The organism is Variovorax flavidus, assembly GCF_030317145.1.
Lineage (GTDB): Bacteria > Pseudomonadota > Gammaproteobacteria > Burkholderiales > Burkholderiaceae_C > Variovorax > Variovorax flavidus.
Genome location: NZ_JASZYE010000001.1, coordinates 1,441,465 through 1,456,795, shown reverse-complemented (window position 1 = coordinate 1,456,795; position 15,331 = coordinate 1,441,465). Strand labels below are relative to the sequence as shown.

Genomic DNA, 15,331 nt, shown 5'->3' with positions numbered 1-15,331 from the left:
GGGTTTTTTGGCTTTGCCTTGCAGGCGCATGTAGGCCGGTACTTCGCAAGACGAAGGGAGGCGTTGCAGGGTGCTGGAAGGCATCGGCGCAGTCTATCGCAGTGCCACAATCCCGGGATGACTGGTGCACGCGTTTCGATCCAAACCGAAGACTTCGACCTGCAGAAGGAGGTCGCCGCGTTGCGCGCTGGCGACGCGCGCGTGGGTGCGGTCTGCAGCTTCATCGGCACGGTGCGTGACCGCAATGACGGAAGCGCGATCGCTTCGATGGAATTGGAGCATTACCCCGGCATGACCGAGAAGGCGATCGAGGCCATGATCGACGAGGCGCATCGCCGCTTCGACATTCTCGGTGCCCGCGTCGTCCACCGTGTGGGGCTGTTGCAGCCACTGGATCAGATCATGATGGTGGCCGTCATCTCGGCCCATCGCGGCCAGAGTTTCCAGGCCTGCGAATTCCTGATGGACTATCTCAAGACCCAGGCGCCGTTCTGGAAGAAGGAACAGACGCCCGAGGGTGCGCGCTGGGTCGACGCCAGGGTCGACGACGACGCAGCGCTGGCGCGCTGGGGCATCACCGCCAGCAACGCCTGAAGCGCTCTTATTGGGGCTGGAAGCCGCTGGCCTTGATGATCTGTTCCCAGGTCTGGGTGTAGCTGCGGACGCGACCGGCAAACTGGCCCTGCGGCATGAAGCCGACTGACAAGCCCATCGCCACCAGGCGCTCGCGCACGTCGGGCATGGCGAGCACCTTCGACAGCGCTTCGCCGAAGCGATCGATGACCGGCTGCGGGGTGCCCACCGGCGCGAAGATGCCGTAGTAGGGCAGGTCCTCCAGTCCCGACAGGCCCAACTCGGCGAAGGTCGGCACCTGCGGAAGCACGGCCTGGCGCTTGCCGCCGATGACGGCGATCACGCGAATCTTGCCGGCCTTCTGGTTCTCGATGAAGTCGGGAACGGAACCGATGCCCGCGCTGATCTGGTTGCCCAGCATGTCGGCCATCATCGGTGCGCTGCCGCGGTAGGGCGCAGCCTGCAGGTCGAGCTTGTACTTTGTGCCGATCAGCTTCACCAGGAACTCGGGGATCGAGGCCGGCGCGGGTACGCCGATGGTGTCCTTGCCGCCGCGCTGGTTCCTGACCCATGCCACGTACTCGTTGACCGACTTGGCCGGTGTTCCACCGGACACGGCCAGTGCATTGGCAAAAGTCGCGAAGCCCGCGACAGGCACGAAGTCGCGAGCGGGATCGAAGCCCGGGTTCTTCACCACCAGCGGCAGGATCGAGATCGAGTGGTCATGCGTCAGGAACAGCGTATGGCCATCGGCCGGCGAGGCCTTGAGCGCCTGGGCTGCGATCTGGCCGCCCGCGCCTGCGCGGTTCTCGACCACGACGGGGGTGCCCAACTGATCCTTGAGCTTCTCGGCCAGCGTACGGGCAATGACGTCGGTGCCCCCGCCAGCCGGGAATCCGACCAATAGCCGGATCGGCGCACCGGCGGGCTGCGCGAGCGCCATTCCCCCGGCGGCCAGCAGGCCTGCCGCGAAAACACCGCGCATCAGGCGCGAAACGCCACCCCTTGTTGACTTGAACATCTATCGACTCCAATGATTGCTTGTGGAAAAAAGTCCGGGCGGTCTTGATATCGCCTCGGAACGGCCCTATTTTGAATGCAGGAATCAAGCCATGCGTCAAGACAAACTCACCACCAAATTCCAGGAAGCCCTCGCCGACGCCCAGTCGCTCGCCTTGGGCAATGACAACGCTTACATCGAACCCGTCCACCTCCTGGTCGCCATGCTGCGCCAGGACGACGGTCCGCGGGCGCTGCTGGAGCGTGCCGGTGCCAATGTGCCCGGCCTGCTGCAAGCTGCCGAAGCGGCCATCAAGAAGCTGCCGCAGGTGCACGGCCATGACCAGGTGCAGGTCGGCCCCGAACTCGGCAAGCTGCTGCAGGCAACCGAGAAGGAATCCATCAAGCGCAACGACCAGTTCATTGCCAGCGAACTGTTCCTGCTCGCGTTGGCCGACAGCAAGGCCGACATCGGCAATCTGGCGCGCAGCAATGGCGTCACGCGCAAGTCGCTCGAAGCCGCGATCGACGCGGTTCGCGGCGGCCAGGGCGTGAACAGCGCCGATGCCGAAGGCCAGCGCGAAGCCCTCAAGAAATACTGCCTCGACCTCACCGAACGTGCGCGCCTGGGCAAGCTCGACCCCGTGATCGGCCGCGACGAGGAAATCCGCCGCGCCATCCAGGTGCTGCAGCGTCGTACCAAGAACAACCCCGTGCTCATCGGCGAACCTGGCGTCGGCAAGACAGCAATCGTCGAAGGCCTCGCACAGCGCATCGTTGCGGGTGAAGTGCCCGAATCGCTCAAGGGCAAGCGTGTGTTGTCGCTCGACATGGCGGCCCTGCTCGCCGGTGCCAAGTACCGCGGCGAGTTCGAGGAGCGCCTGAAGACCGTGCTCAACGAACTCGCGAAGGACGAAGGCCAGACCATCGTCTTCATCGACGAGCTGCACACCATGGTCGGTGCCGGCAAGGCCGAGGGCGCGATGGACGCGGGCAACATGCTCAAGCCGGCGCTGGCGCGCGGCGAACTGCATTGCGTCGGCGCGACCACGCTCGACGAATACCGCAAGTACATCGAGAAGGACGCCGCGCTGGAGCGCCGCTTCCAGAAGATCCTCGTCGGCGAGCCGAGTGTGGAGGCGACCATCGCCATCCTCCGCGGACTGCAGGAGAAGTACGAAGTCCACCATGGCGTGGACATCACCGACCCGGCGATCGTCGCCGCGGCCGAGCTGTCCGACCGCTACATCACCGACCGGTTCCTGCCCGACAAGGCGATCGACCTGATCGACGAGGCCGCGGCCAAGATCAAGATCGAGATGGACTCGAAGCCCGAGGTCATGGACCGCCTGGACCGTCGCCTGATCCAGCTGCAGATCGAGCGCGAAGCCGTGCGCCGCGAAAAGGACGAATCCTCGCAAAAGCGCTTTGCGCTCATCGAGGAAGAGATCGCCAGGCTGCAGAAGGAAATCGCCGACCTCGACGAGATCTGGCAAGCCGAAAAGGCGCAGGCCCAGGGCAGCGCGCAGATCCGCGAAGAGATCGACAAGATCAAGTTCCAGATCGCCGAGTTCACCAGCAAGGGCGACTTCAACAAGGTGGCCGAGCTGCAGTACGGCAAGCTGCCGGGGCTCGAGAAGCGCCTGAAGGAAGCGCAGGAGACCGAAGCCAACAAGGGCAAGTCGAGCGCACCCACGCTGCTGCGCACGCAAGTCGGCGCCGAAGAGATCGCCGAGGTCGTGGCGCGTGCCACCGGCATTCCGGTTTCGAAGCTCATGCAGGGCGAGCGCGACAAGCTGCTCATGATGGAAGAGAAGCTGCACGAGCGTGTGGTCGGTCAGGACGAAGCCATTGGTGCGGTCGCGAACGCGATCCGCCGCTCGCGCTCGGGCCTGTCGGACCCGAATCGCCCGACCGGCTCGTTCCTGTTCCTCGGCCCCACGGGCGTCGGCAAGACCGAGCTGTGCAAGGCACTCGCGGGCTTCCTGTTCGACAGCGAGGATCACCTGATCCGCGTCGACATGAGCGAGTTCATGGAAAAGCATTCGGTCGCGCGCCTGATCGGTGCGCCGCCCGGCTATGTGGGCTACGAGGAGGGCGGCTACCTCACGGAAGCCGTTCGCCGCAAGCCCTACAGCGTGCTGCTGCTCGACGAGGTCGAGAAGGCGCATCCGGACGTCTTCAACGTGCTGCTGCAAGTGCTTGACGACGGCCGCCTGACCGATGGCCAGGGCCGCACCGTGAACTTCAAGAACACGGTGATCGTCATGACCAGCAACATCGGCTCGCCGATCATCCAGTCGATGGTCGGCAGGCCGAGCGAAGAGATCAAGGAAGCGGTCTGGGACGAGCTGAAGAACTACTTCAGGCCCGAGTTCCTGAACCGCATCGACGAGACCGTCGTGTTCCACGCGCTCGACGCGAAGAACATCGAGGCCATCGCGGAGATCCAGCTCAAGGTGCTGCAGGAGCGTCTGGCGAAGATGGATCTGGGACTCGATGTGTCGCCGGGGGCGCTGGCGGAGATCGCCAAGGTCGGCTTCGATCCGGTGTTCGGTGCGCGGCCGCTCAAGCGCGCGATCCAGCAGCGCATCGAGAACCCGTTGTCCAAGCTGCTGCTCGACGGAAGCTTCGGGCCGAAGGACACGATCATCGTGACCACCGACCCGATCCAGGCGCCCGGGCAGTTCACCTTCCGCAAGGCCGGGGAACAAAGCGCCGAGGCCGTGGCCTAAAGCCGATGCTGAACTTCTTTCTGCGCCTGGTCCTGTTCTTCCTCGGCCTCGTCTTCGCGGCCAGCTTGACCGTTGCCGTGCTTTTGCTGGCAATGGTCTGGGGGCTGCGCTACGGATGGGCTCGCCTCACGGGCCAGCCCGTCAAGCCTTGGGTGATGCGTTTCGACCCGCGCGGCGGCTTCGATCGCTTCCGGGCGGCGGGCCGTCCCGCCGAGCCCACGGCAGCCGATGTCGTGGCCGCGCGCGCGCGCGGTCAGGAAGCCGACAGCCCGGTGCGCTTGCGCGACCCGGGCCAGGTGACTGACGTGCAAGCGCGGCCTGTATCGCGCGAGGAGTGAGCCGTGCCGGGCCCCCCGATGCGGGCCTCGGCGCAAGCCAGAATAGCGGATGACTTCACCGCGCCTACCTGTCCTCATCGATCCACTGGAGGTCGAATTCAGTGCGATCCGAGCGCAGGGCGCGGGCGGGCAGAACGTCAACAAGGTCTCCAGCGCGGTGCATCTGCGCTACGACATTCCGGCGAGTTCACTACCCGACGACGTCAAGGAGCGTCTCCTTGCCTTGCGCGACAGTCGCCTTACACAGGAAGGCGTGCTCGTGCTGAAGGCGCAAAAGCACCGCAGCCAGGACATGAATCGCGCCGATGCGCTCGCACGCCTGCAGGAACTGGTCGACAGCGTCGCGACGCCACCGCGTGTGCGGCGCGCCACCAAGCCGACCTATGGTGCGCGGCAGCGGCGGCTCGAGGGAAAGAGCCAGCGCTCGGCCATCAAGAGCCTGCGTGGGCCGGTGAAGGATTGAGGTCTTCGCGCGGGCTCGCCGTCCCGCACGCACTGGCGAGCGCCGCCAGCGCCTCGGCGTCGGTCCGGTAGCTGAAGAGCATCGGGCCCGGCGACAGCAGCCCGGCGCGCTCCAGCACCTGCTGCGCAGGCAGCTTGAGTCCCGAGATGTGGAGCCGCGTGCCTTGCGATTCGAGCAGGCGGCGAATGCTGCCGAAGACTTCGGCGCCCGTGATGTCGATGCGGTTGATCGGCTGCGCAAAGAGGCACACGTCGGTCAGGCCGGGCCGCTGCGCCAGCGCGACGGTGACGGCGCGCTCCAGCGTGCTGGCGGATGCGAAGTCGAGTTCCGCGTCCATGCGCAGCGCGTACAGGTTGGGCGCGAGCGGCGGCAGATGCCACAAGTGGCGATCACGCAGGCTGCCATCGGGGTGCAAGCCGACTTCGATGATCCGCGGATGCAGATGGCGGTACATGTAGTGCGCCAGCGCCGCGAGAAGCCCTCCCAGCACGCCCCAGTAGATCGACGGCGCCGTGGCGATCGTCAGCGCGAAGGTGCCGAACGCGATGGCTGCCTCGATGCGGGAGATGCGCCACAGCGCGACGAAAGCCGATGGCCGCAGAAGGCCGATGGTCGCGGTCGCCACGATCGATGCCAGCACGGCCTGCGGCACGTGATAGAGCAGCGGCATGGCCCAGAGCAACGCAGCGGCGACCACCGCGACGCTGAAGAGGGTGGCCCACTGGGTCTTGGCGCCCGCATACAGCGTGATGGCCGAACGCGAGAACGATGAGCTGGTCGGGAATGAGCCCGTGAGGCCCGAAGCGATCTTGCCCAGCCCCTGGCCGATCAGGTCCTGGTTTTCGTTCCACAGCTTGCCGGCACGCGCGTTGTCCACCTTGGCGCTCGATGCCGTTTCGAGAAAGCTCACGAGCGTGATCAGGAAGGCGGGCAGGAGCAGGGTGCCCAGTTCGCTCAGGGAGAGCCCCCCGGGCCAGTAGAACGAGGGCAGTCCGGCGGGCAGCTTGCCGATCACCGCGCCACCCTTCAGTGCATAGCCGATCGCGGCGCTGGCGCCTGCCGCGGCCGCGACGAGCGCCATGGTGGTCGGGAAGCGCGGCATCATCCGCTTGCCGAGCCACAGCATCGCCATGCCGCCCAGGCCGAACGCGATCGCGATGTAGTCGGGCGGCGGGCCGTGCAGCAACTGCGCGAACGAGCGCCCCGTGAAGCCCAGCAGCGCCGGCAGTTGCGACAGTGTGATCAACACGGCCGCGCCTTGCGTGAAGCCCATCAGCACCGGTGAATTGACCATGCGCAGCAGCCAGCCGAAGCGCGCCGCCCCCAGCACCACCTGCATCGTTCCCGACAGCAGGGTCAGCCAGACGGCAAAGGCCACCCATTCGCTGCTGCCCGGAATGGCGAGCGGCGCAAGGGAAGCGCCGACCAGCAGGCTCGTCAACGCGGTAGGCCCGACCGACAGGCGCGCCGAGGAACTGAAGAGCAGCGCGACGAGCGCCGGCAGCAGCGCGGCGTACACGCCCGTCACCAGCGGCATTCCCGCCAGCGCCGCATAGGCGACGCCTTGCGGGATGACCATCAGTGCCACCGTGACGCCGGCCGTGGCCTCGTTGATGAGCAGGGCCCGGTCGGGGCGCGGCCAGGAAAGGAAGGGGAACCAGCGCGCGAGCTGGTGGCGATTCAAGGCCATGGCCTCGGCGCGCGGAAGGGTGAGGAATGCACCCGGCGATGATACGAAAGCGCCCTGCGCCGCGGCGGCCTAGGACCGTCTCTTGTGCTGGAATGCCGTCGGCGATTGCCCCGTCGCCGCCTTGAACATGGCGCAGAAGGCGCTGTCGGTTGCATAGCCGCTCGCCGAGGCAACCTGGCTCACCGCCATGCCGCGCGCGAGCAAAGGCAGCGCATGCGCAAGCACTGCCTGTTGGCGCCACTGCTGCCAGCTCATGCCGAGCTGGTCGCGAAACAGCCGTGCCACGGTTCGCTCGCTGGCGCCGATGGCCTCGGCCCGTTCGGCCAGCGTGGCGCGGTTGGCCGGGTTGCGCAGTAGCGCCTCGCAGAGTTGGCGCAGCCGCTTGTCGGAAGGCAGCGGCACGTCGATGCGGATCTGCGTTGCGCGCTCGAGTTCATCGACCAGAAGCGGCGCAATCCAGCGTTCACGCTGCGCCGCGTGGGGATCGGCCGGCGGCAGCCCGTCCGGCGTCGTGTCGAGCGCCAGCATCAGCGCACGCAGCAAGGGACTGATCTCCAGCACCTCGCACTTCTCCCATGCCGGCCCGAGCCAGCTATGGAGATACACGGTTCGCAGTTCGGCGTCCTCGATCAGCGTGACGCTGTGTGCCATGTCGGCCGGCACCCAGAGCGCGCGCGAGGGCGGCACGATGTAGCTGCCGTCCTCCGTGCTCAGGCGAATCACGCCGCGCGTGGAGAAAGTCAGCTGCGGCCACGGATGCTTGTGCAGGTCGACCAGCGTGTCGGCCTTCAGAAAGTGCTCCTTGGCCCGCAATGGGCGCAGCGCGTTCGGTTCGTACAGGTGAGGCGTGAGTGGACCCACGCTCGTGGTCATTTCGGGATGGGGCGGGATGGAGCGCGTGGTACTCGTGTCGACGGGCGCCAAAGGCGGGGCGGCAGTGGGCGGCATGATTTCGACAAATGTTGTCTCTGTATCGCCATTCTGCCGCGGCACGCTGCCTTACGATCGACGTCCGATCCAGTTTGTTGTTGCAATCCATGTCTTCCTCCAACGCGACCACCGCCTCGACCACCTTGGGCTCCGACGCCAAATTGATCGGTCTTGTCGGCCTGGCACACGCCATCAGCCACTTCAGCCAACTCGTGCTGCCGCCGTTGTTCCCGTGGCTCAAGGACGCGTTCAACGTGAGCTACACCGAACTCGGCGCGGTGCTCACTGTCTTCTTCGTGGTGTCGTGCGTCGTGCAGGCGGCCTCGGGTTTCGTCGTCGACAAGCTGGGCCCGCGGCCTGTGCTGTTCGTCGGACTCGGAATGCTGGGCCTCGCGGCCTTCGGCTATGCACTGGCGCAGAGCTACTGGATGCTGCTCGGCTGTGCCGTCGTGGCGGGCGTGGGCAACGGTGTGTTCCACCCCGTCGACTACACGCTGTTCAATCGCAAGGTCGCTCCGACGCGGCTCGGGCATGCCTACAGCGTGCACGGCATCACCGGCAGCCTCGGCTGGGCTCTGGCGCCGGCTTTCGTGGTGCCGCTGGCGATGGCCTTCTCGTGGCGGGTGGCGCTGGCCTCCGCGGGCGTGCTGGCTGTGGTCGTGCTGCTCATCCTCTGGGCCAACCGCAGCGTGTTGTCGCTGGAGGTGAAGGCGGTGCACAAGGCAACCGGCGCCGACGGAGGCGCGGGCAGCGAGTTCGCTTTCCTGAAGATCCCCGCCGTGTGGATGTGTTTCGGCTTTTTCTTCTTCTACGCGATGGCACTGAGCGTTGTGCAGACCTTCGCGCCGGCTGCGGCAGGACGCCTGCACGCGGTGCCGGTGACGCTGATTGCCATCTGCCTGACTGTCTACATGGTGGCCAGTGCTGCAGGCATGGTGGTCGGCGGCTTCCTGGCGTCCGACCCGACGCGTTGCGAGCGCATCGTCGGCGCTGGATTCGGCGTTGCGGCGACCATCGCGCTCGTGCTCGCGCTGGCGGACTTCGCACCCTTCCTGGTGCCGGTGATGTTCGGTGCGATGGGATTTGCGACCGGCATCGCGGGGCCGTCGCGCGACCTGCTGGTCAAGCGCTCGACGCCGGCCAATGCCTCGGGCCGCGTCTACGGCGTGGTCTACGCGGGCCTGGACATCGGGCAGGCCGTGGCGCCGCTGATCTTCGGCCGGCTCATGGACCACGGTCAGTACGCGAGCGTGATCGTCGGCCTCGCGGTGGTGCAGGGCGTGCTGATCGCCAGTGCGTTCAATGTGCGGCGCGTCCGGCGCGAAGCGCTGGTTCCCGCATCCGCCTGAAGCGCTTCCGGTTTTGTCGCTCTATCTGATCGTCGCGCTGGGCGCGGTGGTGGCCGGCTTCGTGCAGGGCCTGTCGGGTTTTGCGTTCTCGATGGTCTCGATGTCGATCTGGGCCTGGACGGTGGACCCGAAGCTCGCGGCCGTGCTGGCGACCTTCGGCGGGCTCACCGGGCAGGTCATCGCGGCCGTGACGGCGCGGCGCGCCTTCGACAAGGCGCTGCTGCTGCCTTTCATCTTGGGCGGACTGGCCGGTCTTCCGGTCGGTGTCTGGCTGCTGCCCAGACTCGACGTGCCGCTGTTCAAGACCTGCCTCGGTGGCTTGCTGGTGATCTGGTGCCCCCTGATGCTGATGGCGCGCAACCTGCCGCGCATCAACGTGGGCGGACGGGTCGCCGACGCCGTCGCGGGGATGCTCGGTGGCGTGTGCGGCGGACTGGGCGGCTTCACGGGTGTGATTCCCACGCTCTGGTGCACGCTGCGCCGGCTGGACAAGGACGTGCAGCGCGCCGTGATCCAGAACTTCAATCTTTCGATGCTGGCCGTCGCCTTCGCGCTCTACCTGGGCGCCGGCATGGTCAGCGTTTCGATGGTGCCTTTGCTCGGCATCGTCGCGCTGGCCGTGCTGGTGCCCGTGCTGCTCGGCGCACGGCTCTATGCCGGCATCAGCGAGACCGCTTTCCGGCAGATCGTGTTGGGGTTGCTGACGCTGTCGGGCGTGGCGCTTCTGGCTTCGTCGCTGCCCGTCCTGTTCGCTCGCGCCGCTTGATGCCGCGTTGGTGCGCTATGGCTTCGGAAGGATCTCGAGCACCCGTTCCGCAGGCCGGCACAGGCGCGTGCCGATCGGCGTGGCGACGATCGGGCGGTTCATCAGGATCGGGTGCTCGACGATGAAGTCGAGCAACTGATCGTCTGTCCACTTCGGATCATCGAGACCGAGTTCGTCGTAGGGCGTTCCCTTCTGGCGAAGCATGTCGCGCACCGGACCGCCCATCGCTTTCACGAGTTCACGCAACTGCGCCTTGGTGGGTGGCGTCTTGAGGTACTGGACCACCTCGGGCTCGAAGCCGTTGTCGCGGATCAAGGCCAGCGTGTTGCGGGAAGTGCCGCACGCGGGGTTGTGAAAGATGGTGATGGAAGAGGACTTGGATTGCATCGAGTCATTCTCCGCGTTGTTCAGTTCCCGGCCGCGGGGCCTTCCCAACCCGGCGTGAACGGGAAGCGCGCGGCCCAGAAGTCCGCCAGGCGCGGGTCTGCGTCGACCCGGCGAACCATGTCGGCCATTCGCGGGGCCTCCCGGTAGAAGCGGGTGCGCCGTGGCGTCCATCGCGAAACCACCGTCACGTAGATGTCGAGCATGCCGAGGCGATCACCCAGCAGATAGGGTGTGCCATGCGGCACCTGGGCATCCATGAGGCGCCAGCATTCGGCGATGCGCTCGGCGGTGCGTTGAAGGATGAGGGCTTCGGCCTTTGCATCGGCCGCGAGCCGCGAGGGCACGTCGCGGAGCCAGTACAGCGAATAGATCGCGGCGGATACGTAGGCCATCCACCGCAGGTATTGCGCGCGCAGAGGGTGATCGATGCCGGGAGCGAGGCCGGCTTCCGGATGGTGGTCGCCGAGCCAGACCAGGATCGCCGCGCTCTCGGTCATGACCTCGCCCGACGGCAGCACCAGCACCGGCGCCTGCCGCATGGGATTCACGGGCAGGAGCCTGTCGCGTTCGGCTTCGCCTTTCCATGGCGCTATGTCGACGGTGTCGACGGGCGCGCCGATCAGCGTGAGTGCGGCATGCACGGGGGTCGCGCCCGATCCGGGCGCACCGTAGAGGGTGTAGGGCTTGGCGCTGGTGTCCATCCCCAAAAGCCTACTCCGCTCTACGCTGAACTCAAGCGGCGATCAGCGCTTCAACGCGCCGAAGTCCTTCGATGGTCTTGACGCAGGCTTCGGCCGCCTCGGTGCCCTTGACGGCGAAGTGGGCGTGGAAATACTTGCGGTGCTCCACGTGCTCGTGGAAGTGGTGCGGCGTCAGCACCGCCGAAAGGATCGGCACGTTGGTCTCGAGCTGTACCGTCATCAGCGAGTTGACCACCGTGCTGGCGACGAATTCATGGCGGTAGATGCCGCCGTCGACCACCAGCGCGCAGCCGACGATGGCTGCGTAGCGGCCCGAGGTGGCGAGCCGCTTGGCATGCAGCGGGATCTCGAATGCGCCGGGTACGTCGAACACGTCGATGGTGTCGAGCGGCACGCCCTGCCGCTTCATCTCGGCGAGGAAGGCGTCGCGCGCCTGATGGACGATGTCCGAATGCCACTGCGCCTGCACGAAGGCGATGCGCTGGCCGCGCGGGGCGTCCGATGCGGGAATGGCGGAAAGGGGAAGGTCGTTGATCTGACTCATGGTGTGCCTTTTGAAGGATTTCCTGAATCAGGGCGCACGAACCCGAGGCCCGGCACGCGCACGGAAGCGCCTGCCCGACAACGGGATCGCGCTCTCTTTCATCCGGACTATGACCGTCGGCCCCGGGGTCTCACCAGGTCTGCTGACCCTGCGGCGCGTGGCGCGCCGCAGGCGCTCGCGGGCTCGTGCGGCTCTCGCCGCCATCACCGCCGGTGGGGAATTTCACCCCGCCCTGAGAACGCTTGCTCCGGCCGCGGCCGGAACGTCGGAGATTCTAGGCAAGGCTTGCCCCTTGCGCTGTCACCCAAGCGGCAAGCCCCTGGCATCCGGGCGGGGATCGAGCCGTGCGGCGAGGAACAGCGTCATGCGTTGCATCTCGTCGTCCAGCGCTGCCCGAAATGCGGGGCCGCCCGGCTTCTTGCCGGCAAAGCCGAGAACCGGCTGCAACTGCCCTTGGTGGATCGACAGATTGGCCCATCCGATGACGCGGTCGTGCAGCAGCAGCGGCAGGGCGTAGTAGCCGAATTGCCGCTTCGGCGGCGGTGTGTAGGCCTCGAACTTGTATGTCCAGTTCCAAAGCAATTCGAAGCGTCGGCGATCCCAGACCACGGGATCGAAAGGCGCAAGCAGGCGGAGCGCGTCGTCGGGAGCGTGGCGTCGGGAAGCCGGGTTCTCCTCGGCAGGCCAGTGCCACGTGGTGCCGTCGATGCGGCAGCTGGCAAGCTGATCGCGCGCCAGACGCAGCGCCATTTGTGTCTGTTCGGAGAGATGCGGTGCACCGTATCCCAGCAGGCGCACGAGGTAGGTCAAGCTCGCGGATGGCAGGGGCGCGTACTTGCGGACCACCAAGGCGACCAGCGCGGCGGCGCGTTGCGCGCGGCCGGCAGGGCTGTCGTCGGCGGCAGGATGCACCACCGTTTCATAGATCCGCGTGCCGCCCTCGCGCCGCTTCACGCGCAGCATGCCGCGGTAATGCAGGCCGTCGAGCAATTGCGTGGTTGCGTTGCTCGAACCGCCCCAGTAGTTCTTCACCCGCCCGTGCGCGAAATGCTGCTCCACCTGCCGTGGGTGCACGGGTCCATGCTCGCGCACAAAGGCCAGCACGTCGGCCGCCCTTCGCTGGGTTGCGGCGTCCCAGGTTCGAGCGGCCTCGCGAGGATGCATCAGCGCCAGATGCTCGCGAGGCAGGAAGCCGTAGTTGACCAGGCAATCCTCCTCGATCGACAGCCGGGCATAGCGGCTCTCCAGATCACCGGCGCGGTAGTCCTTGACGCGGTGGCGCAGCGTCAGATCCTGCGCGCGAGCCGGGGCGCGTATCGGGTCGGCCTGAACGAATCCGAGCCGCCGGACCGCGCCCGTCAGGGTGGTCGGCGGGAAAAGGGTGCGTGCCACTGCATAGCGGCGCAGGGCGTCGATATCGGCTTCGTGCATCCAGCGGATTGCAGCACAGCCGCGGGGCGGCTGCCCCGACGCGTTCCGCAGACCTCGATCGCATCGAATGATTGGCGCTGGACCATGAAAGATGCCCCTGATGGCCGTGCGCCGTCGGGGGCATCTTCATGCTGCCGGTGCGAAGCCGATCAGAGCACTGCCATGCCGGCCTGCACGTACAGCGTCACGTCGCTCAGTTGCGTGTTCTGGTAGATGTCATAGGGCACATCACCGAATCCGGTCTGCCCCACGATCTGCCAGTCAGCCTTGTCGGTGAGCGTCAGGGTGTCCTTGCCGTCGCCGGAGACGCGCAGCGTCTTGTCCGACGACATGCCCGAGACCACGTCACCCGACAACGTCAGCCTGGTTTCGGCCGTGTCGGTCATGTTGAGATGCTCGAAGCTGCGCAGCGAGGTCGTCGCCAGCGCGGTCAGGTCGAGATCCGCCACGCCGCTGAACAGCAAGGTGTCGGTGCCGCTGCTGCCGTCGTAGGTGTGGTTGGCCTCAGGCAGGGCCGTCAGCGTGGCGACGTCGTCGAAGATGTTGAAGAGGTGGTACGTCGTCTCCAACTCATCGCCATCGGCTTCGCGCACGGTCGTCACCAGTTGCAGCTCGTTCGGTACTTCCGCGCCACCATCCATCGCAAACCTCACCGGGGCATGGCCCTTCTCCAGCACTTCCGGGTTGAAGGTCCAGAGATCGGACTTTGCATCGTAGGTGCCATCGGCGGCAGAGAGGCCGACGCCCGATGGCAGCCAGACCGACATCGACAGCGTCTCGGACCCATCCGTGTCGGTGACAGCCGCGTTCAGGCTGATCGACGACTGGGTCAGGCGCACCACGTTCAGCTCGGGCGCATCGGCCACGCCGGTGATCTTGAAGGTCGCGATACCGGTCGCGGTGCCGCCCTTGCCGTCGTCCACCGTGTAGGTTACTTCCTCGGTGCCGGACCAGTTGTGATCAGGCGTGTACGTGACTGTGCCGTCGGCTGCGAAGCTCAGGGTTCCGTGCTTCGCACCTTTCACGGAGGTGAGCGTCAGCGCGTCGCCATCCGGGTCGGTGGCGGTCGCCAGCAGGTTCAGGGGGGGCAACGGCTCGTCTTCCCTGCCGAGGAATACCAGTGGCTCCGCGGGCACTTCCGGGTTTTGATTGATGACGTGGACCGTGAGCTTCTTCGTCAGAACGTCTTCACCGTCGCGCACGGTGGCGATCAGCTCCAGTGTGGGAGGGACAACTGCGACGCCATCCGTGACGAACCGCACCTCACCATGATCCAACACGTCCTGGCTGAAGGTCCAGAGCGCGGCATTTGCATCGTAGCTGCCTTGTCCTGGAGCGAGGCTGACGCCCGGTGGCAACTGGATCGACACCGACAGCGTCTCGGAGCCATCCGTGTCGGTCAGGGCCGCATCCAGGAAAAGCGTCGACAGGTCGGGGAAGGTCGCGCTCAGCCTGGGCTCGTCAGCTACCGGGGCAATCGTGAAGGTGGCGGTGCCCTTCGCGATTCCGCCCTTGCCGTCGTCCACGGTGTAGGTCACCGTCTCGGTGCCGGACCAGTTTTCGTTGGGCGTGTAAACGAACGAGCCGTCGGCTGCGAAGCTCAGGGTTCCGTGTTCCACACCCTCCACGGACGTGAGTGTCAGCGCGTCGCCATCCGGGTCGGTGGCGGTCGCCAGCAGGTTCTGGCTCAGCACCTCGTCTTCCTTGGTGGTGAATTCCAGCGGCTCCGCGGGCACTTGCGGGTCTTTGTTGATGACCTGGATTTCGAGCTTTTCCCAATCGATGACCTTCAGGTCGAGGGAAGCGAACTGGAACGAATTGCCGCCTTTGCCCGCCGCCAGCACGGCCTGATAACGCTTCAGGTCGGCCTGCACATCGGCGCGTGCCAACTCGGCTTGCGTGAACTGCAGCACCAGCGTGTCGCAGCCGGCACCGCCGCACATGAAATTCTTGGATCCGACACTCTCGCTGAATTTCACGATGCCCCGGTCGTTTCCGCCGCCCGCGTTCAGGGTGTTGTTGCCGGAGCCGATCAGTACCGTGTCGCACGCGGCACCGAGAGTGATGCAGTCGTTGCCGCCGCCTGCGTCGATGTAGTTGACGTCCTTTGCGGTTCCACCGGCGCTGATCGTGTCGTTGCCGCTGCCCGTGTAGATGAAGTTGGAGCCACCACCCGCGCTGACGCGGTTGTTGCCGTCGCCTGCGAAAATGGTGTCGTTGCCCGCTCCGGTCGTGATGCAATCGTTCCCGATGCCCGTTTCGATTCTGTTGTTACCTGAATTCCGCGTGATGTTCTGATTAGCCATACAACTCCCTGTTTAAAGAAGCTCGATGAACTCGGCAATTCGGCGTTGCGGCTGAATTGACAAGGGTTCTTCGAGCGGCCGGATGATAAGGAGTTGAAAACTTTTGGCTTCCTCTTTAT

At 66.0% G+C, this 15,331-nt stretch carries 13 protein-coding genes, 1 pseudogene and 1 riboswitch; of the genes and pseudogenes, 6 read left to right on the top strand and 8 right to left on the bottom strand.

Annotated elements, in window-relative coordinates; translation table 11 throughout:
* The first annotated feature begins 117 nt into the window (after positions 1 to 117).
* Positions 118 to 594, top strand: coding sequence for a molybdenum cofactor biosynthesis protein MoaE (locus QTH90_RS07040; RefSeq protein WP_286663770.1), 477 nt, complete (start codon positions 118 to 120; stop codon positions 592 to 594).
* Positions 595 to 601: 7 nt separating this feature from the next.
* On the opposite strand, the gene QTH90_RS07035 is transcribed toward QTH90_RS07040, so the two are convergent.
* The gene (locus QTH90_RS07035; protein WP_444814684.1) at positions 602 to 1,594 is read right to left on the bottom strand and encodes a Bug family tripartite tricarboxylate transporter substrate binding protein; all 993 of its coding nucleotides are present in this window, start codon (positions 1,592 to 1,594) and stop codon (positions 602 to 604) included.
* Between the two features lie 91 nt (positions 1,595 to 1,685).
* Here QTH90_RS07035 and clpB point away from each other — a divergent pair, with 91 nt between their 5' ends.
* From clpB to arfB, 3 genes are read left to right on the top strand one after another with little or no spacing between them, the layout of a single operon-like run.
* Complete coding sequence (clpB, locus tag QTH90_RS07030; RefSeq protein WP_286663769.1) at positions 1,686 to 4,307, top strand: ATP-dependent chaperone ClpB; 2,622 nt, start codon at positions 1,686 to 1,688, stop codon at positions 4,305 to 4,307.
* Between the two features lie 5 nt (positions 4,308 to 4,312).
* Positions 4,313 to 4,645: a hypothetical protein gene (locus QTH90_RS07025; protein ID WP_286663768.1), complete on the top strand. Its 333-nt coding sequence runs from the start codon at positions 4,313 to 4,315 to the stop codon at positions 4,643 to 4,645.
* A 49-nt stretch (positions 4,646 to 4,694) separates the two neighbouring features.
* Positions 4,695 to 5,108, top strand: a complete 414-nt coding sequence (gene arfB, locus QTH90_RS07020) for an alternative ribosome rescue aminoacyl-tRNA hydrolase ArfB (protein WP_286663767.1) — start codon at positions 4,695 to 4,697, stop codon at positions 5,106 to 5,108.
* Here arfB and QTH90_RS07015 read toward each other — a convergent pair.
* Entirely contained in the window at positions 5,077 to 6,798 is a 1,722-nt protein-coding gene (locus QTH90_RS07015) for a SulP family inorganic anion transporter (protein ID WP_286663766.1), read from the bottom strand. The genes arfB and QTH90_RS07015 overlap by 32 nt on opposite strands.
* A 69-nt stretch (positions 6,799 to 6,867) precedes the next feature.
* A complete protein-coding gene (locus QTH90_RS07010) occupies positions 6,868 to 7,671 on the bottom strand; it encodes an AraC family transcriptional regulator (RefSeq protein ID WP_286663765.1) in 804 nt (267 codons plus the stop codon).
* A 164-nt stretch (positions 7,672 to 7,835) separates the two neighbouring features.
* Between QTH90_RS07010 and QTH90_RS07005 the strand changes: the two genes are divergently transcribed.
* Positions 7,836 to 9,077 carry an MFS transporter gene (locus QTH90_RS07005; RefSeq protein WP_286663764.1) on the top strand — a complete coding sequence of 414 codons (1,242 nt, stop codon included), beginning with the start codon at positions 7,836 to 7,838 and terminating at the stop codon, positions 9,075 to 9,077.
* A 13-nt stretch (positions 9,078 to 9,090) separates the two neighbouring features.
* Positions 9,091 to 9,843: a sulfite exporter TauE/SafE family protein gene (locus tag QTH90_RS07000; RefSeq protein ID WP_444814683.1), complete on the top strand. Its 753-nt coding sequence runs from the start codon at positions 9,091 to 9,093 to the stop codon at positions 9,841 to 9,843.
* Positions 9,844 to 9,861: 18 nt separating this feature from the next.
* Here QTH90_RS07000 and arsC read toward each other — a convergent pair.
* The 5 genes and pseudogenes from arsC to QTH90_RS06975 form a co-directional block, all read right to left on the bottom strand.
* Positions 9,862 to 10,230, bottom strand: a pseudogene (gene arsC, locus QTH90_RS06995) (arsenate reductase (glutaredoxin)); the annotation flags it as partial.
* Between the two features lie 20 nt (positions 10,231 to 10,250).
* The gene (locus QTH90_RS06990) at positions 10,251 to 10,931 is read right to left on the bottom strand and encodes a glutathione S-transferase family protein (RefSeq protein ID WP_286663762.1); all 681 of its coding nucleotides are present in this window, start codon (positions 10,929 to 10,931) and stop codon (positions 10,251 to 10,253) included.
* Positions 10,932 to 10,962: 31 nt separating this feature from the next.
* The gene (locus QTH90_RS06985) at positions 10,963 to 11,475 is read right to left on the bottom strand and encodes a 6,7-dimethyl-8-ribityllumazine synthase (protein WP_286568543.1); all 513 of its coding nucleotides are present in this window, start codon (positions 11,473 to 11,475) and stop codon (positions 10,963 to 10,965) included.
* 86 nt (positions 11,476 to 11,561) lie between these two features.
* Positions 11,562 to 11,719, bottom strand: a riboswitch (FMN riboswitch).
* Positions 11,720 to 11,775: 56 nt separating this feature from the next.
* On the bottom strand, positions 11,776 to 12,906 hold the full coding sequence (locus tag QTH90_RS06980; RefSeq protein WP_286663761.1) for a DNA glycosylase AlkZ-like family protein: 1,131 nt from the start codon (positions 12,904 to 12,906) through the stop codon (positions 11,776 to 11,778).
* Positions 12,907 to 13,055: 149 nt separating this feature from the next.
* On the bottom strand, positions 13,056 to 15,212 hold the full coding sequence (locus QTH90_RS06975) for an Ig-like domain-containing protein (protein ID WP_286663760.1): 2,157 nt from the start codon (positions 15,210 to 15,212) through the stop codon (positions 13,056 to 13,058).
* Positions 15,213 to 15,331 lie beyond the last annotated feature (119 nt).

Coding starts and splice junctions, on each gene's coding strand:
- QTH90_RS07040 (WP_286663770.1), top strand. CDS start 118: ATGACTGGTGCACGCGTTTCGATCCAAACCGAAGACTTCGACCTGCAG.
- QTH90_RS07035 (WP_444814684.1), bottom strand. CDS start 1,594: ATGTTCAAGTCAACAAGGGGTGGCGTTTCGCGCCTGATGCGCGGTGTT.
- clpB (WP_286663769.1), top strand. CDS start 1,686: ATGCGTCAAGACAAACTCACCACCAAATTCCAGGAAGCCCTCGCCGAC.
- QTH90_RS07025 (WP_286663768.1), top strand. CDS start 4,313: ATGCTGAACTTCTTTCTGCGCCTGGTCCTGTTCTTCCTCGGCCTCGTC.
- arfB (WP_286663767.1), top strand. CDS start 4,695: ATGACTTCACCGCGCCTACCTGTCCTCATCGATCCACTGGAGGTCGAA.
- QTH90_RS07015 (WP_286663766.1), bottom strand. CDS start 6,798: ATGGCCTTGAATCGCCACCAGCTCGCGCGCTGGTTCCCCTTCCTTTCC.
- QTH90_RS07010 (WP_286663765.1), bottom strand. CDS start 7,671: ATGACCACGAGCGTGGGTCCACTCACGCCTCACCTGTACGAACCGAAC.
- QTH90_RS07005 (WP_286663764.1), top strand. CDS start 7,836: ATGTCTTCCTCCAACGCGACCACCGCCTCGACCACCTTGGGCTCCGAC.
- QTH90_RS06990 (WP_286663762.1), bottom strand. CDS start 10,931: ATGGACACCAGCGCCAAGCCCTACACCCTCTACGGTGCGCCCGGATCG.
- QTH90_RS06985 (WP_286568543.1), bottom strand. CDS start 11,475: ATGAGTCAGATCAACGACCTTCCCCTTTCCGCCATTCCCGCATCGGAC.
- QTH90_RS06980 (WP_286663761.1), bottom strand. CDS start 12,906: ATGCACGAAGCCGATATCGACGCCCTGCGCCGCTATGCAGTGGCACGC.
- QTH90_RS06975 (WP_286663760.1), bottom strand. CDS start 15,212: ATGGCTAATCAGAACATCACGCGGAATTCAGGTAACAACAGAATCGAA.